At 62.6% G+C, this 20451-nt stretch carries 21 protein-coding genes; 17 read left to right on the top strand and 4 right to left on the bottom strand.

Features of this window, described 5'->3' with window-relative positions:
* Positions 1–10: 10 nt before the first annotated feature.
* Genes QRM57_RS01905 through QRM57_RS01865 form a run of 9 tightly spaced genes read left to right on the top strand, consistent with a single transcriptional unit; the run spans position 11 to position 8415 of the window.
* Positions 11–973, top strand: a complete 963-nt coding sequence (locus QRM57_RS01905) for a carbohydrate ABC transporter permease (protein ID WP_257370468.1) — start codon at positions 11–13, stop codon at positions 971–973.
* Complete coding sequence (locus QRM57_RS01900) at positions 973–1866, top strand: carbohydrate ABC transporter permease (RefSeq protein ID WP_257370469.1); 894 nt, start codon at positions 973–975, stop codon at positions 1864–1866. The genes QRM57_RS01905 and QRM57_RS01900 overlap by 1 nt, the downstream gene beginning before the upstream one ends.
* Before the next feature lie 57 nt (positions 1867–1923).
* Entirely contained in the window at positions 1924–2670 is a 747-nt protein-coding gene (locus tag QRM57_RS01895; protein WP_235519868.1) for a sugar phosphate isomerase/epimerase family protein, read from the top strand.
* Complete coding sequence (locus QRM57_RS01890) at positions 2667–3788, top strand: Gfo/Idh/MocA family protein (protein ID WP_257370470.1); 1122 nt, start codon at positions 2667–2669, stop codon at positions 3786–3788. The genes QRM57_RS01895 and QRM57_RS01890 overlap by 4 nt, the downstream gene beginning before the upstream one ends.
* Before the next feature lie 30 nt (positions 3789–3818).
* Entirely contained in the window at positions 3819–5000 is a 1182-nt protein-coding gene (locus tag QRM57_RS01885; protein WP_284985350.1) for a Gfo/Idh/MocA family protein, read from the top strand.
* A gap of 1 nt (position 5001) precedes the next feature.
* Positions 5002–6003, top strand: coding sequence for a sugar phosphate isomerase/epimerase family protein (locus QRM57_RS01880; RefSeq protein WP_284985349.1), 1002 nt, complete (start codon positions 5002–5004; stop codon positions 6001–6003).
* 3 nt (positions 6004–6006) lie between these two features.
* Positions 6007–6900, top strand: coding sequence for a TolB family protein (locus tag QRM57_RS01875; RefSeq protein ID WP_284985348.1), 894 nt, complete (start codon positions 6007–6009; stop codon positions 6898–6900).
* Positions 6901–6904: 4 nt separating this feature from the next.
* A complete protein-coding gene (locus QRM57_RS01870) occupies positions 6905–7936 on the top strand; it encodes a Gfo/Idh/MocA family protein (protein ID WP_284985347.1) in 1032 nt (343 codons plus the stop codon).
* Positions 7933–8415: a heme-degrading domain-containing protein gene (locus QRM57_RS01865; protein ID WP_284985346.1), complete on the top strand. Its 483-nt coding sequence runs from the start codon at positions 7933–7935 to the stop codon at positions 8413–8415. The genes QRM57_RS01870 and QRM57_RS01865 overlap by 4 nt, the downstream gene beginning before the upstream one ends.
* 6 nt (positions 8416–8421) lie before the next feature.
* On the opposite strand, the gene QRM57_RS01860 is transcribed toward QRM57_RS01865, so the two are convergent.
* Entirely contained in the window at positions 8422–9822 is a 1401-nt protein-coding gene (locus tag QRM57_RS01860) for a DNA-binding protein (RefSeq protein ID WP_284985344.1), read from the bottom strand.
* A gap of 360 nt (positions 9823–10182) precedes the next feature.
* Between QRM57_RS01860 and QRM57_RS01855 the strand changes: the two genes are divergently transcribed.
* The 8 genes from QRM57_RS01855 (at position 10183) to QRM57_RS01820 (ending at position 16182) form a co-directional block, all read left to right on the top strand.
* Positions 10183–10659, top strand: a complete 477-nt coding sequence (locus tag QRM57_RS01855) for an MSMEG_3727 family PQQ-associated protein (protein WP_284985343.1) — start codon at positions 10183–10185, stop codon at positions 10657–10659.
* A 14-nt stretch (positions 10660–10673) separates the two neighbouring features.
* On the top strand, positions 10674–12359 hold the full coding sequence (locus tag QRM57_RS01850; RefSeq protein ID WP_284985342.1) for a PQQ-dependent dehydrogenase, methanol/ethanol family: 1686 nt from the start codon (positions 10674–10676) through the stop codon (positions 12357–12359).
* A gap of 43 nt (positions 12360–12402) precedes the next feature.
* Complete coding sequence (gene pqqA / locus QRM57_RS01845; protein ID WP_235519855.1) at positions 12403–12498, top strand: pyrroloquinoline quinone precursor peptide PqqA; 96 nt, start codon at positions 12403–12405, stop codon at positions 12496–12498.
* Positions 12499–12566: 68 nt separating this feature from the next.
* The gene (gene pqqB, locus QRM57_RS01840) at positions 12567–13460 is read left to right on the top strand and encodes a pyrroloquinoline quinone biosynthesis protein PqqB (RefSeq protein WP_284985340.1); all 894 of its coding nucleotides are present in this window, start codon (positions 12567–12569) and stop codon (positions 13458–13460) included.
* 9 nt (positions 13461–13469) lie between these two features.
* Positions 13470–14162, top strand: a complete 693-nt coding sequence (gene pqqC / locus QRM57_RS01835) for a pyrroloquinoline-quinone synthase PqqC (protein ID WP_284985338.1) — start codon at positions 13470–13472, stop codon at positions 14160–14162.
* A complete protein-coding gene (gene pqqD / locus QRM57_RS01830) occupies positions 14149–14427 on the top strand; it encodes a pyrroloquinoline quinone biosynthesis peptide chaperone PqqD (RefSeq protein WP_284985337.1) in 279 nt (92 codons plus the stop codon). The genes pqqC and pqqD overlap by 14 nt, the downstream gene beginning before the upstream one ends.
* Entirely contained in the window at positions 14420–15601 is a 1182-nt protein-coding gene (gene pqqE / locus QRM57_RS01825; protein WP_284985336.1) for a pyrroloquinoline quinone biosynthesis protein PqqE, read from the top strand. Before pqqD ends, pqqE begins: the two co-directional genes overlap by 8 nt.
* Positions 15598–16182 (top strand): manganese efflux pump MntP, encoded by a 585-nt coding sequence (locus QRM57_RS01820; RefSeq protein WP_284985335.1) that lies wholly within the window; start codon positions 15598–15600, stop codon positions 16180–16182. The genes pqqE and QRM57_RS01820 overlap by 4 nt, the downstream gene beginning before the upstream one ends.
* 476 nt (positions 16183–16658) lie before the next feature.
* Here the strand turns inward: QRM57_RS01820 and hxlA are convergent, their stop codons facing one another.
* From hxlA to katG, 3 genes are read right to left on the bottom strand one after another with little or no spacing between them, the layout of a single operon-like run.
* Entirely contained in the window at positions 16659–17303 is a 645-nt protein-coding gene (gene hxlA / locus QRM57_RS01815; protein WP_284985334.1) for a 3-hexulose-6-phosphate synthase, read from the bottom strand.
* Positions 17304–17318: 15 nt separating this feature from the next.
* The gene (locus QRM57_RS01810; RefSeq protein WP_284985333.1) at positions 17319–18059 is read right to left on the bottom strand and encodes an MIP/aquaporin family protein; all 741 of its coding nucleotides are present in this window, start codon (positions 18057–18059) and stop codon (positions 17319–17321) included.
* A 60-nt stretch (positions 18060–18119) separates the two neighbouring features.
* Positions 18120–20354: a catalase/peroxidase HPI gene (katG, locus tag QRM57_RS01805; RefSeq protein WP_284985332.1), complete on the bottom strand. Its 2235-nt coding sequence runs from the start codon at positions 20352–20354 to the stop codon at positions 18120–18122.
* Positions 20355–20451 lie beyond the last annotated feature (97 nt).

Raw genomic sequence — 20451 nt, 5'->3', positions numbered from 1 at the left:
GGGTCCAGCCATGACATCCACCACCGCACCTTCGGGCTTGTCCCGGGCCCGCCGGGGGCTCGCCCCCGGCGGGCCGGGGGCCTCCCCTGGTAAGCGCAAGAGCAAACTGAGCGCGCAAACCACCAGGACCTTCTTCTGGCTCCTGCTGCCTTCCGTGGTCCTGCTGGTCCTGATCCACGGCTATCCGCTGATCCACGCCGCGGTCCAGGCCACCCACGACGGCGACCTGCTCCAGACCGGAAACTTCGTTGGCGGGGAAAACTTTGCCCACGTCCTTTCCTCCCCGGCGTTCTGGAAGGCTGCACAGTTCACCCTGTGGTTCACGATTGTTGGCGTGTTCGGCTCCTGGCTTGTTGGCCTGGGACTGGCCCTGCTGCTGCGGACCAAAATCCCCGCAGGCAATACCTTCAAGGTCCTGTTGCTCCTGCCGTGGGTGGTGCCGATTGTGGTCTCCTCCACCGCGTGGAACTGGCTGGTTGCCACACCTGACAGCCTGATCCCCTCGATCTTCCGGGGCCTCGGCCTGGGAACCCCACTGTTCCTGGCCGACCCGACCCTCGCGTCCATCACTGTCATGGTGTTCAAGGTCTGGGTTTCCTTCCCCTTCATGATGATGATGATCTCCGCGGCCCTGGCCTCGGTGGACACCACCGTCTACGAAGCCGCGAGCATGGATGGTGCCAGCCGTTGGCAGCAATTCACCCAAATCACCTTGCCGCTGATCGCCCGCTCCACGTACATCTCGTGGATCCTCATGACGATCTTTTGCGTCAACGACTTCCCCACCATCTACCTCCTCACCGGCGGCGGCCCGGTCAGTGCCACCACCTCGCTGGTGGTCCTGGCTTACCGAACGGTTTTCCAGGACTTCGCTACCGGCCCCGGTGTTGCCATCGCCTTCCTCATGACCATGACCCTGGTGGTCATCTCCGTCATCCTGTACCGCCAGATCCGAAAGTCGAGCGTCGAATAATGAGCGCTGTACTCCACGCCCACCCCGAAACCGGCCCGGCCCTCGGCATCAGCGAATCAGGCAAAACCCGCCGGGTCCTCTCCGAAGCCGGCATGCGCGGACGCTGGTGGCGTTTTGTCCTGATCCTGGCCATCACTGTGATCGTCCTGGTACCCATCATGGTCACCGTGGTCCTCGCCTTCACGCCAGGGCCCAACAGCACCGCTACCGGGTTCACCTTCGAAAACCTGGCCAACGTGTTCAACGGGACACTGGCTGCGACGTGGCTGCAGAACAGCCTGGTCACCACGCTCTCCACGGTTGTGGTGTCCGTTGCCGTGGCAGCGCCGGCGGGCTACGTCCTGTCCCGCGGCCGGTCCAAGGCAGTCTCCGGTTACTCCTTGCTCCTGTTCGTGATGCAGTCCCTGCCGATCATCACCTCGGTGGTTCCGCTGTTCATCCTCTTCGCAGGGATGGGACTGGTGGACAACCTGCTGGGCATCACCATCATCTACGTCGGTTCCACCATGACCGTCGCCACGTGGATGATGGCCGCGTACTTCGATTCGATCCCCATCAGCCTCGAAGAAGCATCCTGGATCGATGGCTGCTCGGTGTTTGGTTCCTTCACCAAGGTGGTGCTGCGTAACTCCTTGCCGGGCATCCTCTCCACGGCGATCTTTGCTTTCCTGCTCGCTTGGAACGACTACCTCGTGGCCATCGTCTTCCTCCGCTCCAATGAGATCTTCACCCTCCCCATGGGTGTCCAATCCTTCTTCCAGCAGAACGCCACAGACTGGACCTCCGTGATGGCGCTGGCCGTCGTCATGATGCTTCCCCCGATCATCGTCTTCGCCACGTTGAACAAGTACTTCAGCGTTGGCGGAATCGGTGGCTCCCTCGCCGGGCGCTAACTAGACTGGCGCCAACGCCTGAATTCCCTGCACAAACCACTCCCGCAAAGGAAAACAATGTCGTACTCACTCCAGCTGTACACCCTCCGCAATGCCATCCAGGAGGACCTGCCTGGAACCATCAAGAAGGTCGCCGAGATCGGTTTCACGCAGGTTGAACCGTACAACTTCGTGGCCACCGCAGCCGAGCTCGGGGCTGCGCTGAAGGAAAACGGCCTGACCGCTCCTTCAGGACACGCACCGCTCCTGTCGGCCGACCAGGACGAAATCTTCGCCGCCGCCAAGGAACTGGGCATCACCACCGTGATCGACCCGTTCCTCCCGGCTGAACACTGGCAGGACGCGGAAACCATCCAGGGTACGGCAGCCAAGCTCAACGCCGCCGCGAAGAAGGGTGCGGAGTACGGCATCCGCGTGGGCTACCACAACCACGCATGGGAACTGGAGTCCACCATCGAGGGCAAGACCGCGCTGGAGTACTTCGAGGGCCTGTTGGATCCGGAACTCGTCCTCGAGGTAGACACCTACTGGGTTGCCGTGGGCGGCCAGGACCCCGTGGAGCTGCTGGCCCGGCTCGGTGACCGCGTGAAGCTGATCCACATCAAGGACGGCCCGGGCAACACCGACACCAAGGCCCAGCAGCCCGCGGGCCAGGGCACCATCCCCGTGCTGGATGTCATTGCGGCGGCGAAGTCCTTGGAGGTTGGCGTCGTTGAATTTGACGACTACTCAGGCGACATCTTCGAAGGAATCACGGAAAGCCTCGCATTCCTCAACGCAGAATCGGCAGGTGCCAAGGCATGAGCTTCACACCTTCCACCCGTAAAGGCACTGTAGGCGTAGCCGTCATTGGTGCAGGCAACATCAGCAAGCAGTACCTGGACAACCTCACCACCTTCCCGGACGTCAAGGTCCTGGTCATCGCCGACCTCTTCGAAGAGGCGGCCAAGGCGCGCGCCGAGGAATACGGGATCCCCGAATGGGGTGCCCCGGAGCTGGCGCTGAACCATCCCGACGTCGAAATCATCGTGAACCTGACCATCCCTGCAGCTCACGTCGAGGTGGCGACGGCGGCGGTCAACGCCGGCAAGCACGTCTGGACCGAGAAGCCCTTCTCCCTGGACCGCGAGTCCGGTCTTGGCCTGCTCAAGGCAGCCGACGCCGCGGGCATCCGCCTGGGCACCGCACCGGACACGTTCCTTGGTGCGGGCCTGCAGACCGCGCGACGGATCATCGAGCGCGGCGACATCGGTACCCCGTTGACCGGCATGACCACGTTCCAGACCCCCGGACCGGAATCCTGGCACCCGAACCCTGCGTTCCTGTTCCAGCACGGCGCCGGACCCTTGTTCGACATGGGCCCGTACTACCTGACCGCACTGATCCAGACCTTCGGATCGATCCGCAAGGTGGCCGCCGTCGGCTCCTCCGCGAAGGCGACCCGCGTGATCGGTTCCGGTCCCAAGGCCGGCGAGGAATTCGCCGTCGAGGTCCCCACGCACGTTTCGGCCATGGCTCAGTTCGAGGGCGGCCAGTCCTCGCACAGCGTGTTCTCGTTCGAGTCGCCGCGCCAACGCATGGGCTTCGTGGAGATCACCGGCTCGGAGGCGACGCTCTCGTTGCCGGACCCGAACTATTTCGACGGCGACCTGAAGCTCTGGCGACCCGGCGCGGAAGAACCCGAAATCATCTCCGCGACAGGTCCCGCCAACGGCCGTGGGCTGGGCGTGCTGGACATGGCCCGGGCCCTGCGTGCCGGCACCCCGCACCGGGCTACCGGTGACCTCGCCTACCACGTGCTGGACAGCATGGTCTCAATCGCAGAGTCCGTCGAATCCGGCACCTTCGTCGATGTCACCAGCAACGCCCCCACCTCGGCTGCCCTGCCCGAGGACTGGGCGCCGGAAACCGCAACCCTCTAAACCCCAGCGAACCCAGCGAGGAAACGAACCATGAGCACGCCCACACACTCGTCCCTGCCTTCCGACCGCCCACTGGGGGTTGCCGCCATCGGCTACGCCTTCATGGGGAAGGCCCACTCGAATGCGTGGCGGAACGTGGCCAGTTTCTTCGACGTCCCGGCCTTCGAGCAGAAGGTCCTCGTGGGCCGGGACGCAGCCCAGGTGGCCGAAGCCGCTGCCAAGTATGGTTGGGCCGAATCCGCCACTGACTGGCGTTCGGTCGTTGATCGGGACGACATCGACATCATCGATATCTGCGCCCCGGGCTGGATGCACGCCGAGATCGCTATTGCAGCCCTCGAAGCCGGCAAGCATGTCCTTGTGGAAAAGCCTCTCGCCAACACCCTGGCCGAGGCTGAACTTATGACCGCCGCCGCTGAGAAGGCCCGCAAACGCGGGGTTCAGTCCATGATCGGCTTCAACTACCGCCGCGTCCCCGCCCTTGCCTTGGCCCGCGAACTCATCGCCGAAGGCCGCCTCGGCACCGTGCGCCACATCCGCGCCGCCTACCTCCAGGACTGGCTCTCCGACGCAGAGTCTCCCATGACCTGGCGGCTCCGCAAGGAAACCGCCGGATCCGGCGCCCTGGGCGACATCGCCTCCCACGCCATCGACCAGGTCCTCTACCTCCTGGGCGATGCCGTCACGGAAGTCTCCGGCCGCCTGCACACTTTTGTCGACCAGCGTCCCGGCCCCAACGGCCCGGAACAAGTAACGGTCGACGACGCCGCCTGGGCCACCCTGACCCTCGCCTCCGGAGCAATCGCGTCGGTGGAGGTCAGCCGGGTGGCGACGGGCCAGAAGAACTCCCTCAAACTTGAAATCTACGGCGACAAAGGCACCATCCTGTTCGACCTGGAGGCCCTGAACGAACTGGGTTTCCTGGATGCGACCGTGCCGGTCCGGGAACAAGGATTCCGCCGGATCCTGGTCAACGAGCCCGAGCACCCCTACCTGGAAGCCTGGTGGCCACAGGGCCACATCATCGGCTGGGAACACACGTTCACGCACCAAATCCGGGACTTCCTTCTCGCCATTCGCGACGGAAGCCAGCCGTCGCCGTCGTTCGAAGAAGGACTCAACGTCCAACACATACTGGCCGCGATCGAAGAGTCGGCGGCCGCCAAAAGTTCACTGATCCAGCTCAATGCAACCTCTATTGAAGGAGCCTGACATGCCCCGCCCGTACACCCTGTTCACCGGCCAGTGGGCCGACCTCCCCTTCGAGGAAGTCGCTCGCCTTGCCTCGGGCTGGGGCTACGACGGCTTGGAAATCGCCGTCTCCGGAGACCACCTGGACGCCTGGCGCTGGGACGAACCCGGCTACGTCGAGTCCAAGCTGGCTGTGCTGGAAAAGTACAACCTGAAGGTCTGGGCCATTTCCAACCACCTCAAAGGCCAGGCCGTCTGCGATGACCCGATCGACTTCCGCCACGAAGCCATCGTCGGTTCCAAGGTGTGGGGCGACGGCGATCCCGAAGGCGTCCGCCAACGCGCCGCAGAGGAAATGAAGCACACCGCCCGCCTCGCCAAGGCGCTCGGCGTGGACACTGTGGTGGGGTTCACCGGCTCCTCCATCTGGCAGTACGTCGCCATGTTCCCGCCCGTCCCCGAGAAGGTCATCGACGCCGGCTACCAGGACTTCGCCGACCGTTGGAACCCCATCCTGGACGTCTTCGACGAATGCGGTGTCCGCTTCGCCCACGAAGTGCACCCGTCCGAAATCGCCTACGACTACTGGACCACTGTCCGGACACTCGAAGCGATCGGCCACCGTGAAGCGTTTGGCCTGAACTGGGACCCTTCCCACTTCATGTGGCAGGGCATCGATCCCGTGTCCTTCATTTGGGATTTCAAGGACCGGATCTACCACGTGGACTGCAAGGACACCAAGCTCCGCCCCACCGGCCGGAACACCGTCATGGGCTCGCACCTGCCCTGGGGCGACCCCCGCCGTGGCTGGGACTTCGTCTCCGCAGGACGCGGCGACGTGCCGTGGGAATCGTCCTTCCGCGCCCTGACCGCCATCGGCTACAAGGGACCCATCAGCATCGAATGGGAAGACGCCGGCATGGACCGACTCCACGGCGCCCCCGAAGCCCTCGCCGCGCTGAAGAAGTTCGATTTCCCGGTGTCGCAGACCAGCTTCGACGCTGCCTTCAGCAGCAAGGACTAGCCCTTGGCCGACGCGACCCGCACCCTTCAACCCGGTCAGCGTTGCGAGGTGTGGGTCGCGTCGGTCAGCGGCCAGGCCGAGCTGCTGTTCACCTCCACTGACGTCCTGTTTGAGGCCCCGAATTGGACCCTCGACGGGACGGCACTGGTCCTCAACGGGGACGGCAAGTTGTGGACCCTGGACGTTCCAGGTGGCGAACCCGTAGAAGTTCCGTTGACCGGCGTGCCGGACCTGAACAACGATCACGTGCTCGCGCCCGACGGTGCCGGCATCTACCTTTCCGCCAACGACGGCCACATCTACCGGGCATCACTGAGCGGCGGTCCTGCCCGGCGGATCACGGACGAGGACGGCACATTCCATTTCCTCCACGGCGTCAGTCCCGACGGCAAGGAGCTGGCATACGTGGGTATCGAGGCGGGCGACTTTACGCAGCCCGGTCGCCTCATGACCATAGCGTCCGACGGCGGCACTGCCGCCCGCGTGGATGTTGGGCCCGGTCACTGCGACGGGCCGGAATACTCGCCGGATGGCCAGTGGATTTACCTCAATACCGAGTCCTTCACTTCTGCTCCCGGCCACGCGCAACTGGCCCGCATCCGACGGGACAGGAGCAGTTTCGAGCGGCTCCTGACGTCAGACTCCGTCGACTGGTTCCCGCATCTCTCCCCCGACGGCCGCTTCGCGACGTACATCCGGTTCCCCAGCGGCACCGAAGGCCATCCCGCCGACTTGCCGGTCGCCGTCGTCCTCGTATCCACCGAAGACTGGACGGTTCCCCTCCAAACGTGGCCACTTTTTGGCGGCCAAGGTACCCTCAACGTCAACAGCTGGTCGCCGGATTCGACGCGCTTTGCGTTTGTGGCGTACCCGCTCACCGACCCATCAAAGGACTAAGCCCGTGACCTTCAGCAATGGCACTTCCGACGGCACCATCCGCTGGGGAATTCTCGGCACCGGCTTCATCGCGGGCCTGCAAACCAAGGATCTGAAGGAAAACGGCTTCACAGTTCAGGCTGTCGGATCGCGGTCGCTGGACTCGTCCAAGGCTTTCGCCGCAGAGTACGGCGTCACCACAGCGCACGGCAGCTACGAAGACCTGGTGGCTGATCCCCTGGTTGACGTGGTCTACATCGCCACGCCGCATCCTTTCCACCACGCCAATGCGCTGCTGGCCTTGAACGCCGGCAAGCACGTGTTGGTGGAGAAGTCCTTCACCATGAACGCGCGCGAGGCTCAGGACGTTGTTGATTTGGCCGGCTCGACAGGGCTCGTGGCGCTCGAGGCCATGTGGACGAGGTTCCTCCCACACATGATCCGTGTGCGCGAGGTCATCGCTGCGGGCACCATCGGCGAGGTCCGGAAGGTGGTGGCCAGCCACAACCAAAGCCTGCCCAAGGATCCCGCGCACCGGCTGAATGATCCCGCACTGGGCGGCGGGGCCCTGCTGGACCTCGGCATCTACCCCATCTCTTTCGCTTTCGACATCCTGGGTACGCCCGCCGCGATCCGGGCGAGCGCTTCGATGACGCCCACCGGCGTGGACCGGCAGACGGCAGCAATTTTTGATTACGACGGCGGTGCGCAGGCTTTAGTGGACTGCGAACTGGACGCTGCGAGCGCCAACCGGGCCATGGTGATCGGCACCGAGGGTTGGATCGACATCGAGCACACCTGGTACAACCCTGTTCCCTTTACCGTCTTCAAAGCCGACGGGGAAGTGCTGGAACGCTACGACCAGCCCGTGAACAGCAGGGGCATGCAGTACCAGGCAGCGGAACTGGAACGCCTGGTCCGGGAGGGTTCCACCTCCGGAACGACGCTTCCCCAGTCTGAGACCGTGGCCATCATGGCTGCCATGGACGAGATCCGCCGGCAGATCGGCCTGAGCTACGACGCTGACGGCGCTTCCAACAGGGCTGATGCCGCATGAGCGACTCACCCCGCCTCGTGGAACTCCTCCAGCAGGAGGAAGAGCTGGTCTTCGCAGCCTTCGACAACCATGATGCCTGGCGGCTGGGCTCGCTGATCGCCAACCACGCGATCTCTTCCGGGTTTGGTGTGGCAATCGACATTCGCCGCCACAACATCGTGCTCTTCCGCTGCGTCCTTCCCGGTGCTACCTCAGACCAGGAAGAATGGATCCGCCGGAAGGCTGCATCCGTGCTGCGGTTTGAGCACAGCACGGCCTTGCTGGGGGAACAGTTCGCTGAGCGCAACCCGCTTGGCGGTGGGTGGCTCGCTCCGGAGGACTACACCTTGGCTGGGGGATCCTTCCCGCTCCGGGTTCGTGGGGTTGGCGTCATTGGGGCGATCACGGTCTCCGGGTTGTCGTCCGATGACGACCACCAGCTGGTGATCGACGGGATCCGGAGCTACTTGAAGACGGTGGGGGTAGGTCAGACCGGGTGAGAGGGCCTAAATATTCAGTGCCCGACGCACAGCCCGGGTGTTTCGTCGTGAAACGGGGACCATTGTGCGCTCTGGATTGTCCATGATGAGGACCCACTCCCCCTTTTCCCGTCGCTCCACTTCGCGGATGCGGCTGAGATTGACAAGGTACTGACGGTGCACCCGCAGGAAGCTCCCTGTGTCCGACAGATCGGTTTCGAGCTTGTCCAAGCCGGACAATGCGGCACGGAGCCTGCCCTCATCGGTCAGCAGCCATACCTCGTTCCCTTCCGCTTCCGCCACCGCTACCTCCGACGTTGCCAACAGCACCATCCGGTTCTCCTCGCGTAGGGCTACGACCCGCCGCGATCCTCCCAGCAGCACGCCGCCTGTTTCGGCCTGTGGAAAGTGCTCGCCCGCCACGGCCCCGAAAGACATCAGGTGCCCGATCAGATTCTTATGGAGGAACACTGGTCGAATGCCGATCGACGTCGGTTCGTCCGTAAAACGGGTGAAGATCTGGGTCGACCCGGTCCAGCCTGAGTCAACAGCGGCGCGCTTGGTGGCATAGCGTGCGGCATGGATGAACGGGGGAAGTTGCGGAGTCCAACGCAACACCGGATCCACCGCGGGCGCATTTCCCGGGATGCCCAGGATCATGCTGGCCCTGTCGTCGGCGATCACCACGCCTCCTTCAGTGTCCACGGCGACCAGAGGATCGGTGGTACGTCCCCTGGCCTGGGCAAACACTGCGAGCAACTCGTTGCCGCTGTCGTGGGCCCTTCCCCTCAGGACATTCTGGGTGCGGGCTGCCGACGTCTCCAGCCATTTCCTTGCAGAACCGGGCAGTTCGCCGCCCCAGCACGAGATGTTCAGGACCGCAATGGGCTCTCCACCCACCAACTCCCGCACCGCGATGGCACCGCAGGACCACTCATGAAAAGCCTGCAACCAGTGCTCTGATTGCCTGATCATCACTGCGCGCCGGGTTTCCAGGGCGGTCCCCATGCTGTTCGTTCCAACGGAGCTCTCCGACCAGCTGAAAAAGGGCGCAAGCCCACCCTCTGAAGCGATCGTGCGCGTGTTCCTGTCGCCCCAAGCGGCAACTATCCGGCCATTGGCATCGGCGATCGTCGCAACACCACCGACCTTTGCCAACTCGTGCGCCATCGCAGCAGCGCAAAATCCCAGCTCCGCGAAGACTGTGTCCTGGTCGAGGGAGTGGGTAGCATCCGATACCGCGTTGGGCGCCTCTGTCAGAAAGGGGTCTATCCGGTAGACATCCCGGGAGCGTTGCCACGAGATCGCTACCTCGGGCCTCACTCCTTGGACATCATCCCCACCGCCCACAAAGCGCTCCCACGCATGAAATACGGCGGTTCGGTTGGACTGCGTGGAAATCTGCTGTGATTGATGCTCACCTGGCACGAAAACCTCCTCGGCGCCCGTTAAGGAACGCGTTCTGAACCGAAGGCCAACCATGGCCCGCGTCTATGCCATTAGTGGAAGCTCCGCAGGTTTCGTGACGTAGTTCACAAAGATCCACCGTGGGGCGCCATGTCCTCCCAACCCCAAAGCATGCCCGAAGTGGGTGGTCTGCGTGCCATGGATGTGAGCGTGAACGGCACCTTCGAGCGCCTGAACGGCAGCCTCCGCGGGTCCGGCGGTAGTACCTTTTCGGCCGGTTTGGGCGGGCATACGGTTAGCTCTCAGCTGCTCGGATGAGCTGGCTGTTACGCATGAATGCTCGCGTAATTCGTATGTGATTTCACGAGGAGGTGATGTCTGGTGACGATTGCTGAAGAAAACATTACTGAGGAACGGTCAGAGTTGCTGGCCAGGCTCGGTTTGGACGGACAGAACAAAGCATCCATGGGCCGGGTGTTGGCCACTGGTTCGATCGCGGAGGCGACGGAACGTGCCGACGGCACTATGGAGGCGACCATCCGGATCAAGGAAGACGAGGTTTGCTGGGATCCGGCCATTCTCGTTCTGCCGCATGGCGGTGATCTGGAACTGACCGTCATCAACGATGACAAGAACACCCATGCCTGCCTGTTGCCAAGCAACGGCGACCAAAAGTTCCTGTGGCTGGTGAACCATTCGCGGGGAAAGGCGAAAATCCGTCTGGATGGCCCGGGCTACTACTGGTACAGCTCGCCGGGAGGCAACGACGAAGGACGGGGCCTCACTGCCGCGATCGTCGTGCAGGGCGAAGTCCCCCCTGAAGCCCGCCTGGATCGTCCCACCCAACCCCGCGAATAGAAAGGACCAGATCGATGACTGTTGAGTATGTTGACGCAGGCGAGGCTATAGACCATAGCGCGCTAAGCAGCATGGCGGGGGTCGCCCCCGCCGTGACAAACGAGATTGATTACGAGCGCCTGTTGAACGCGCGTTCGGAATCACAGAACTGGCTGACGTACTACGGCGCCTATGACGGACAGCGCTACAGCCTGTTGGACCAGATCAACACGGGGAACGTGAGCAAGCTCAGCCCTGCGTGGATCTTCCAGGCCGGCCATTCCGGTCAGATGGCAGCTACCTCCACCTATGCCTTCGAAGCCTGCCCCCTGGTTGTCGATGGCGTCATGTACGTCACCGGCTGGGACGGCTGGTTCTGGGCGTTGGACGCGGTGACCGGCAAGGAGCTGTGGCGCTACAAGCATGCGATTCCTTTTGACGTTTCGCTGTGCTGCAGCAACGTCAACCGGGGATGTGCAGTAGCCAAGGGGAAAGTCTTCTTCGTGACCCCGAACGCCCAGCTGTTGGCACTGGATGCAACAAACGGCGACGTGGTGTGGCAAAAAACCATTGGCGATGTGCGTGCAGGTGAAAGTGCCTCGATTGCCCCAACCGTCATCAAGGACACTCTGATCACCGGCAGCGCCGGCGGAGAGTTCGGGGTACGTGGCCATATCGATTGCTGGGACCTGGAAACGGGTGAGCAGCGTTGGCGTACTTACACTGTGCCCAAGCCCGGCGAACCCGGCTCGGAAACCTGGCCCGCCGACGGTGAGGCCTGGCAGCGCGGTGGTGGTAACCACTGGGTTACCGGTACGTACGATCCTGAGCTGAACCTGTACTACGCAGGTACCGGCAACCCTGCTCCGGACTTCGATGGCGGGGTCCGTGAAGGGGACAACCTCTACACCGACAGTGTCGTGGCGATGGATGTCGACACCGGGGAAATCAAATGGCATTACCAGTTCACCCCGCACGATCTGTGGGACTACGACTCCACCATGGAGATGACCCTGTTTGAGCGTGATGGCAAGAAGCTCCTCGGCCACTTCGACAAGAACGGTTACTTCTTCGTCCTGGACCGGACCAACGGCGAGCTGCAGCACGTAACTCCCTTTGTGGACCGCATCGACTGGGGCGTCATCACCCGTGATGGGAAAGTAACTCCTCGGAAGTACCCCGACAAGGAAGGCGAACCGGTCCACTTCTACCCCGGCCCGGCCGGCGCGAAGGAATGGACGCACGCCGCATACAGCCGCAAGACGGAGCTGTTCTACGTGCCAGTGGCCGACGTCGGTGCTACCGCCACGCGCCGGCGGCGCGAGTTCAAGGAAGGCATTCCGTACTGGGGTGCCGGTGTCCAGGTGGACATCGACAACATGGCCGGATCCGTCAGCGCTTTCGACACCTACGGTGAAGAGAAATGGCGCTGGCGCATCGACTACCCCATGGCCGCGTCCGTGCTGGCCACGGCCGGCGACCTGGTATTCGCCGGCACCCCGACGGGGGAATTCGTAGCGCTGGATGCCCGCACCGGTGAAAAGCTCTGGGAATTCCAGTGCGGCAGCGGCCACCACAGCAGCTGCTCGACCTACAGCGTGGACGGCAAGCAGTTCGTCGTCGTCCCCGTTGGTTGGGGCGGTTGGCTCGAAGGCATCGTGCCCGGACTACTTGGCCAAGGCCACGGCAGCGCGGTCATCGCCTTCGCTCTGCCCGACTGAGCTGTGTCCTGCAAACCCACCCATCAATGAAAGGAGAAGGAACATGACTGATCAAAGCACCAAGAAGAGCTGGGAAGCTCCCACGCTCGCGGAAATCCGCGTCTCGGCAGAAGTAACTGCCTACGTGGCAACCAAGTAGTGGCCCGGAGGTATGCCGGTACTTCGCCGGCATACCTCCACCAACACGGACGAAAGGCATCATCGGAGATGTGGGTACGCGTTCTGGGTTCAGCAGCCGGAGGAGGGTTTCCGCAGTGGAACTGTGCCTGTCCTTCGTGCAGCGCGGCGAGGGACGGATCCCGTCCCTGTGTACCGCGCCTCCAATCGTCCATCGCGGTCAGCGCTGACCGCCACCAGTGGTTCCTGCTCAATTGTTCACCGGACATCCAGTCCCAAATAGAATCCTTTGAAGCCCTGCACCCCGTGCCTGGGCAAGGTCCACGGGTGCAAGCCATCCTGCTCACGGATGCTGAGCTTGACCATTCGCTGGGCCTGCTGTTGATGCGTGAGGGCCGTGGCGTCGAAGTGCATGCCACGGAATCCGTCCATGGAACACTCACTTCCGGTACAGGGATTCTGCAAACGCTCCAACAGTATTGCCCTGTGAAGTGGACACCCGTGATCCCGGGTGTGGAGGCGCAACTTGGGACGGGGTTGTCCTATCGTGCCTTCAATGTTCCCACTGCCAAGCCGAAGCGCTTCGCGGAAACAATCTCTTACGGCCGGGTAGTGGGGTACCGCGTCACGGACATCAGCACAGACCGCTCCTTTGTCTACCTCCCCGGCGTGCAGCAACTCACCCCCGGCGTCCTCGGGGAGTTCCAGGATTGCTCGGCGATCTTGCTCGACGGAAGCTTCTGGCGCGACGACGAAATGGCCAGCCTTGACCTGGCCGACAAGACCTCTCGGGACATGGGACACGTTCCCATCAGTGGGCCCGGCGGCAGCCTCGAAGCGTTGTCCGCACTCGAGATCCCGCGCAAGATCTACGTCCACATCAACAACACCAACCCGATCCTGCTCGACGACTCGCCAGAACGCCTGCACCTCGACCGGCATGGCGTGGAGGTCGCTGTAGACGGGCTTGAGTTTGAAATCTAAGGAGCAGCCATGACAGCAATACTCACGCCGGACGAGCTCGAAGAGTCCCTCCGCGCGCATGCCAAGCAATATCACAGCGAGCATCCCTTTCACCGGCGCATGAACGCGGGCCAGTCCACCCCGGAAGAACTCCGGGGGTGGGTGGCAAACCGCTTCTACTATCAAATGAACATCCCCCGGAAAGACGGGGCGATCCTCAGCCACTGCCCGGACAGCGACGTCCGGCGACGCTGGGTACAACGGATCATCGACCACGACGGCGTCACAGAAGGGACCGGCGGAATTGAGTCCTGGCTGCGGTTGAGCGAAGCCGTCGGCTTGACCCGTGAGGAAGTCGAGGACTCCAGGCACCTGCTCCCCGGCGTGAAATTCGCCGTCGATGCGTACGTCACCTTTACCCGCACCAAGCCCTGGGTGGAGTCCGTCGCGTCTTCTCTGACCGAGCTGTTCGCCCCGGACCTTATGGCAGAACGGCTCTCGGCGTTTGAGCGCTACTACACCTGGATTGCTCCGGAAGGCCTTGCCTATTTCCGGGCACGTATCTCCCAAGCCCCCCGCGACTCCGAACATGGCCTGGAGATCGTTAGAAAGTACTGCGTCACCCCCGAAACGCAGGCCGCCGCCGTCGCCGCTTTGTCCTTCAAATGCGATGTGCTGTGGAGCATGCTCGATGCGATTGACCAGGGCTATGGAAATCGTTGACGCTACCGCCCGGCCGAGGTTGTCTCCCCACGTTCGGCTGGTCTTCAACGCCGCGCGTGGGGAGTACGCATTGCTCTCGCCCGAGACCATTTGGACCATCAACGCCACGGGGGCCGCCATCGTGGAGCTGTGCGACGCCACCAGGACCCTCGCAGAGATCGAGGCCGAACTGCGCGGCCAGTATGACCAGGTCGCATACGGCGACATCCAACGCTTCGTGGCGGGGCTCGTCACCAAGCACGGCATGGAGGTAGAACATGGATAGGCCCTACGGACTGCTCGCTGAGCTCACCTATGCCTGCCCGCTCAAGTGCGGTTACTGCTCTAATCCACTTCAGCTCGACGACTACCGGGACGAATTGAGCACAGAGGACTGGAAACGGGTTTTCGCCGAAGCCGCCGAACTAGGCGTGCTGCAGTTGCACTTATCCGGGGGTGAGCCCCTCCAACGCCACGACATTGTCGAGTTGGTGCGCTCCGCCAACCAGTTGGGCCTTTACACCAACCTGATCACCAGCGGCCTTGGCTTATCCCGGCGTCGTGCGGCCGAGCTTCGCGAGGCGGGCCTGGACCATGTGCAGCTCAGCATTCAATCGGATGAGCGATCACTGTCCGATGACATTGCGGGCACCCCCTCATTTGCCCGCAAGCAGATAGTCGCCCAGCAGGTTAAGGATCTGGGCTGGCCGCTCACCCTCAACGTAGTCCTGCACCGGCTCAATATCGATCGGATCGGCGGCATCATCGCCATGGCAGAAGCGATGCACGCGGACCGCATCGAGCTGGCGAACACGCAATATGCCGGCTGGGCAGGGCTTAACCAGCCCGAACTCCTTCCAAGCCGGGAGCAGCTCGACCACGCCGAGGATGTTGTTCGCGAGGCACGGGAACGGCTCGCGGAATCCATGGAGATCATCTACGTCATCCCGGACTACTACAGCGAGTACCCAAAACCCTGCATGGACGGATGGGCCAGCCGGCAGTTCACCGTGGTGCCCAATGGCGATGCACTGCCGTGTCCGGCCGCCCACGAGCTGGCATTGGGCCACGGGCTGCCGGCGGCCAACGTGCGTGAGCACTCCCTGGGATGGATTTGGGAACAGGCACCGCTCTTCCAGCAATTCCGGGGCGACTCATGGATGCCCGACCCCTGCCGCAGCTGCGATCGCAAGGAGATCGATTTCGGTGGTTGTCGGTGCCAGGCCTTTGCGCTGACCGGCGACGCCGCGCGAACAGATCCGGTCTGCCACCTTTCCCCCGACCACGGCCTCATCGAGGCGGCTGTGGCGACGGCTAACGATCCCTCCCGGCCCGCCGGCGGGACACTGATCCCCCGTATGGCGATGGGTCGTCCCAACCGGGCTACGAATGTCACACCGCGAAGGACCACAGGCATACCTGTCCAGCTGTCCCCGACCATACTCAGGGAGAAGGCATGATCGCCCTGCTCGGGTTGGGATTTGCCCTCGGCCTGGACAACTTCCGGACGTCCATTGTGCTTGGTGGCCTCAAACCCAATTGGCGCACGTCCGTGCGGACATCGCTGGTTTTCGCCATGTGGGACGGCGTGGCACCGGTCGCCGGGATCCTGCTCGGCGCCTATCTGAGCACAAAGATTGAGGGTTTGGCGGGAGTCATCGGTGCGATCGGCTTGGCCGCCTACAGCCTGTGGCTCATCATCAAGTCCTTGCGCTCTCCCGAACACGCGGATCTCGATATGAAAACGGCACGGCGCTGGCTTCCCCTGCCCCTGAGCCTCGACAATGTTGCCGCCGGGGCCACCCTGGGGCTGGCCGGCCACTCGCCCTGGCTGGCGCCGGCCCTGTTCGCCTTGACCACGTTTGTGATGTCAGTCGCCGGACACCAAATTGGCCGAACGATCGCCAGCTTCCTTCCCCGTTTCCTGCCCCGCCTCCGCATGGACCTGCTGACCGGGGTTGTCCTCCTGGTCGTGGCATGCCTCATGCTCCTGGGCGTCGACATCATTGATGAGGGCATCGCCCCTACGGATGGTGACTAATGGAGAACCTTGAAATTCATGGCCTTGAAGATGACCCAACGCGTCCCCCCTGCTATCACTGCGGTGAACCTTATACGTCAGCAGGATCGGGTCGGCATGTTGACCCGGTCGACTGCCAGGTCTGCCAACGGTGCAAAATGATGCCCGCCTGCTACACGTGCCGGAACATGTACTGCCCCTGCGAAATTCATCAACTCGGAAAAGCATCAACGCCGTGAGCAAACGTAACTGTCCGTAAGCCGTTCATCGATCTTGATATAGGGAAGCCACATCAGGGATTAGGCGCAGTTTATGCAGCTCGGTAAGAACCCGGTGGCGACGACGAACCAGTCCAGCTGGTCCGCGTTGTCTCCGGGTTCCTTGTGCCCGCACACCACGCAGCTGACGGGTTCCTGACCGGGAGGAAGCGGATGCACGTAAGACATTGCCTGCAGCAGTTGGTGCCAGGCTTTGCTGATTGACCTACGCATCCGTCGTCACGTCCTCGGAACAGGAAGCCACATGACAGCACCGCGGAGCTTCCGCGCCGCCTGGGCCGGGTCCGCGGCGCCATAAATGGAACTTCCGACGACGGCCACGTCAGCCCCAGCCTGCTGAATGTCGGTGATCGTGGTCAGCTCTACACCGCCTGCAACAGAGAAAGGGACACCGGATTCTTTGCCCATACGGAGCAGCCGCGCCAAGTCGAAGCCCGGTTGGGCTTGCTCGTCCAATCCAGCATGCATCCCCGCGTATTTGGCGCCCAAGGCCCGGACCTCATTGGCCCGGCCCACCTTGTCCGCCACGCCAATGAGGTCGACGATCACGCCCTTGTCGCATTCCGCGGCCGCTGTGATCGCACCGGCAATGGTCGAGTCGTCAGCGACACCGAGCACCGTCACCAGGTCCGCACCTGCCGCGAAGGCAAGGTTTGCTTCAAGCTCTCCAGCATCCATGGTCTGGAGGTCCGCCAAGACAAGTTTGTCGGGGTGTGCCTTCTTGACGGCGCTGACAACCGGGAGACCTTCAGACTTGATCAACGGAGCCCCGAGCCCCAGGATGTCCACGTAGTCGGCCACTTTGCCTGCGAGCTCGAGGGCCGCGTCGGCAGTTAGGAGGTCGATGGCGACTTGTAGTTTCATGATGCTCTGCTTTCTTCAGGGCGCGACTATTGGCACGACCGCGGCGACCACTCCGGCCAGCGCTCCTCCGACGAGTGGCCCCACAACGGGAATCCAGCTGTAGCCCCAATCGCTGGAGCCCTTGCCCTTAATGGGAAGCAGCGCATGGGCAATTCGGGGGCCCAGGTCCCTGGCAGGATTGATGGCATAACCGGTGGGACCGCCAAGGGACACCCCAATGCCAACCACCAGAAGGGCGACGGCAAGGGGACCCAGTCCAGAAGGCGTGCCGCCGAACGTGAGGATCCCGAAGACCAGTACGAACGTGCCGATGATCTCGGTGACCAGGTTCCAGGGCGTGGACCTGATGGCCGGCCCCGTGGCGAAAACGCCCAGCTTGTTGACCGGCTCGGGTTCGACATCAAAATGCTGCTTATGTGCGGCCCACATGAAGACGGCCCCGAGGATTGCCCCCAACAACTGCGCTCCGAAATATGTGACCGTGGAGGCGAAGTCCACTGCCACACCTGGCGCATACTCCGCTTTGCCGTTGATCAGCAGGCCCAAGGTAACTGCCGGGTTGAGGTGTGCGCCCGACTTCACGGCGACAAAGACGCCGGCAAAAACGGCGATACCCCATCCCCACGTCACCATAAGGAATCCGGCGTTGTTTCCTTTAGTGCCCTTAAGGGCAACGTTCGCCACTACGCCGCAGCCCAAGAGGGTCAGTATTGCTGTTCCGAAGAGTTCGGAAAGGAAAACTGTTCCGAGAGACATCCATTTGCTCCTTAGTTTTGGTGTTGCCAGTCCCTGGCAAGGTGCTCGTGCATCGCATCGCTAGCGATCGAACCTGTCGAGGTCCATGACCTTCTGCCACGCGAAGACAAAATCGTTGATGAACTTTGATTCGGCATGCCGGCCCGCATAGAGCTCCGATAGGGCACGCAGCTCGGCATTTCCCGAAAAGACGAGGTCAGTGCGGCTTGCGACCCACTTGCGTTGCCCGCTCGTCCGGTCCTTACCTTCATAGGCCTCTTCACCCGTATTGCCGTCAGCCGTCTGCGTCCAAACGGTATCGATGTCCAGCAGGTTGACGAAGTAATCGTTGTTCAGAACGCCCGGAGTTAAGGTCAGGACGCCCATGGGTGAGTTCTGGTGGTTGGCACCCATCACCCGCAGACCACCGAGCAGAACAGTCATCTCGGGGGCAGTAAGTGTCAGCTGATGAGCGCGCTCCACCATTAGGACTTCGGATGGGAGACGGTTAGCCGGTCCAAGGTAGCTACGGAATGCATCCGCTGTGGGTTCAAGCACGGAGAACCGCTCAGGATCAGTCCACTCCTGCGTGGCATCTGTCCGGCCCGGTCGGAAAGGGACCTCGACGTCGTGGCCACCCTTGGCTGCGGCGTGTTCCACCGCTGCGCAGCCGCCCAGCACGATCAGGTCAGCCAGGGATATCGTTTTCGAACCAGACTGGGAGGTGTTGAACTGATCCCGGATCAATTCAAGAGTGTCGAGTACTTTGGCCAATGACTCAGGATCGTTCGCGTCCCAGCCCCGTTGGGGATCAAGGCGAATGCGCGCTCCGTTGGCGCCCCCGCGCTTGTCACTGTTACGGAACGTAGAGGCCGAAGCCCACGCGGTAGAGACGAGTTGTCCCACGGACAGGCCCGATGCGAGCACGTGGCTCTTCAGCGTGCGGATGTCATCCGCGCCAATCAGCTCGTGGTCCGCTTCCGGCACCGGGTCCTGCCAGATCAGTCGTTCGCGCGGGACCAGCGGGCCCAGATATCGGCTGACGGGGCCCATATCCGAGTGCGTGAGTTTGAACCAGGCACGGGCAAAGGCATCCGCCAGTTGTTCTGGATTCTCCAGGAATTGCCGGGCAATCACCTCGTATTTTCGGTCTTCCTTCAGGGCAAGGTCCGTGGTGAGTACCGTGGGGACGTGGCTCTTGGACGGGTCGTGGGCATCGGGAACCGTACCGGCCCCTTCGCCATTGCTGGGAACCCACTGCCAGAGACCTGCCGGGCTAAGAACCACGTCCCACTCGTACGCAAACAGTATTTCAAGGAAGCTGTTGTCCCATGTGGTCGGGGTGGGCGTCCAAATCCCTTCCAGCCCACTGGTGATGGTGTCGGCACCCTTGCCTGTTCCGAACGAATTGGGCCAGCCCAGACCTTGCAGTTCGAAGCCTCCGAACCCCGGTTCAGGTCCCAGATGGGTGCCGGGCTGGGCGACTCCGTGGGTCTTGCCGAACGTATGGCCACCAGCTACCAAGGCAACCGTTTCCTGGTCGTCCATCCCCATGCGTTGGAATGTTTGACGAATGTCCCGGGCTGCGGCGATGGGGTCAGGGACTGTGGCTGGGCCTTGCGGGTCCACGTAGATCAGACCCATTTCGCTGGCCGCGAGGGGCTCCTGCAGATCCCGGATGCCGCTGTGGCGTTCGTCGGCGAACCACGTGTCCTCCGGACCCCAGTACGTGTCGTCAGCTTCCCAGGCGTCCTCGCGTCCACCCCCAAACCCGAAGGTTTTGAAACCCATGGACTCCAAGGCCCTATTGCCGGCGAAGATCATCAGATCAGCCCAAGAGACCTTGTAGCCGTACTTTTGTTTCACCGGCCACAAGAGCCTGCGCGCCTTGTCGAGGTTACGGTTGTCCGGCCAGCCATTGAGAGGTGCGAAACGCTGCATGCCAGCGCCGGCGCCTCCCCTCCCGTCACCCAGACGATATGTGCCGGCACTGTGCCAGGCCATGCGAAGGACAAGCGGTCCATAATGTCCGAAGTCGGCAGGCCACCACTCTTGTGATGTGGTCAGCACTTGGTCCACATCCCGGGCCAGCTCGTCCAAGTCCACCGACAGGAACTCTTTGGCGTAATCAAAATCGTCGCCCATCGGATTAGCGTCACGGCTGGGCCTGCTGAGGCATCTCAGGTCGAGCCCGGTGGGCCCTTCTGCGTGGGGCTGGCCGCCTGCCACTGGGCAATTCCGTTTGCCAGGTGGTCGACGCGTAGCAAGGGTCCGGTCATAGGTAAGGTCCACATGGGCGTCGGGGCTTCCAGACATGGTTACTCCTTCAGCAGGAGTCCCGAGGGCTCCGTTAGTTGACGAATGATGCAAACTGAGAGACAACCTATGCCTGCCCAAACCTCCCGAACAGCCG

It is taken from the genome of Arthrobacter sp. fls2-241-R2A-172, from assembly GCF_030208885.1.
Taxonomy (GTDB): Bacteria; Actinomycetota; Actinomycetes; order Actinomycetales; family Micrococcaceae; genus Arthrobacter.
The sequence above is the reverse complement of the archived record's forward strand: the minus strand, read 5'-3'. Positions and strand labels throughout refer to the sequence as shown.

Coding starts and splice junctions, on each gene's coding strand:
- pqqE (WP_284985336.1), top strand. CDS start 14,420: ATGGATAGGCCCTACGGACTGCTCGCTGAGCTCACCTATGCCTGCCCG.
- QRM57_RS01895 (WP_235519868.1), top strand. CDS start 1,924: ATGTCGTACTCACTCCAGCTGTACACCCTCCGCAATGCCATCCAGGAG.
- QRM57_RS01885 (WP_284985350.1), top strand. CDS start 3,819: ATGAGCACGCCCACACACTCGTCCCTGCCTTCCGACCGCCCACTGGGG.
- QRM57_RS01890 (WP_257370470.1), top strand. CDS start 2,667: ATGAGCTTCACACCTTCCACCCGTAAAGGCACTGTAGGCGTAGCCGTC.
- pqqA (WP_235519855.1), top strand. CDS start 12,403: ATGACTGATCAAAGCACCAAGAAGAGCTGGGAAGCTCCCACGCTCGCG.
- katG (WP_284985332.1), bottom strand. CDS start 20,354: ATGTCTGGAAGCCCCGACGCCCATGTGGACCTTACCTATGACCGGACC.
- pqqB (WP_284985340.1), top strand. CDS start 12,567: ATGTGGGTACGCGTTCTGGGTTCAGCAGCCGGAGGAGGGTTTCCGCAG.
- QRM57_RS01905 (WP_257370468.1), top strand. CDS start 11: ATGACATCCACCACCGCACCTTCGGGCTTGTCCCGGGCCCGCCGGGGG.
- pqqC (WP_284985338.1), top strand. CDS start 13,470: ATGACAGCAATACTCACGCCGGACGAGCTCGAAGAGTCCCTCCGCGCG.
- hxlA (WP_284985334.1), bottom strand. CDS start 17,303: ATGAAACTACAAGTCGCCATCGACCTCCTAACTGCCGACGCGGCCCTC.
- QRM57_RS01820 (WP_284985335.1), top strand. CDS start 15,598: ATGATCGCCCTGCTCGGGTTGGGATTTGCCCTCGGCCTGGACAACTTC.
- QRM57_RS01865 (WP_284985346.1), top strand. CDS start 7,933: ATGAGCGACTCACCCCGCCTCGTGGAACTCCTCCAGCAGGAGGAAGAG.
- QRM57_RS01880 (WP_284985349.1), top strand. CDS start 5,002: ATGCCCCGCCCGTACACCCTGTTCACCGGCCAGTGGGCCGACCTCCCC.
- QRM57_RS01810 (WP_284985333.1), bottom strand. CDS start 18,059: ATGTCTCTCGGAACAGTTTTCCTTTCCGAACTCTTCGGAACAGCAATA.
- pqqD (WP_284985337.1), top strand. CDS start 14,149: ATGGAAATCGTTGACGCTACCGCCCGGCCGAGGTTGTCTCCCCACGTT.
- QRM57_RS01900 (WP_257370469.1), top strand. CDS start 973: ATGAGCGCTGTACTCCACGCCCACCCCGAAACCGGCCCGGCCCTCGGC.
- QRM57_RS01850 (WP_284985342.1), top strand. CDS start 10,674: ATGACTGTTGAGTATGTTGACGCAGGCGAGGCTATAGACCATAGCGCG.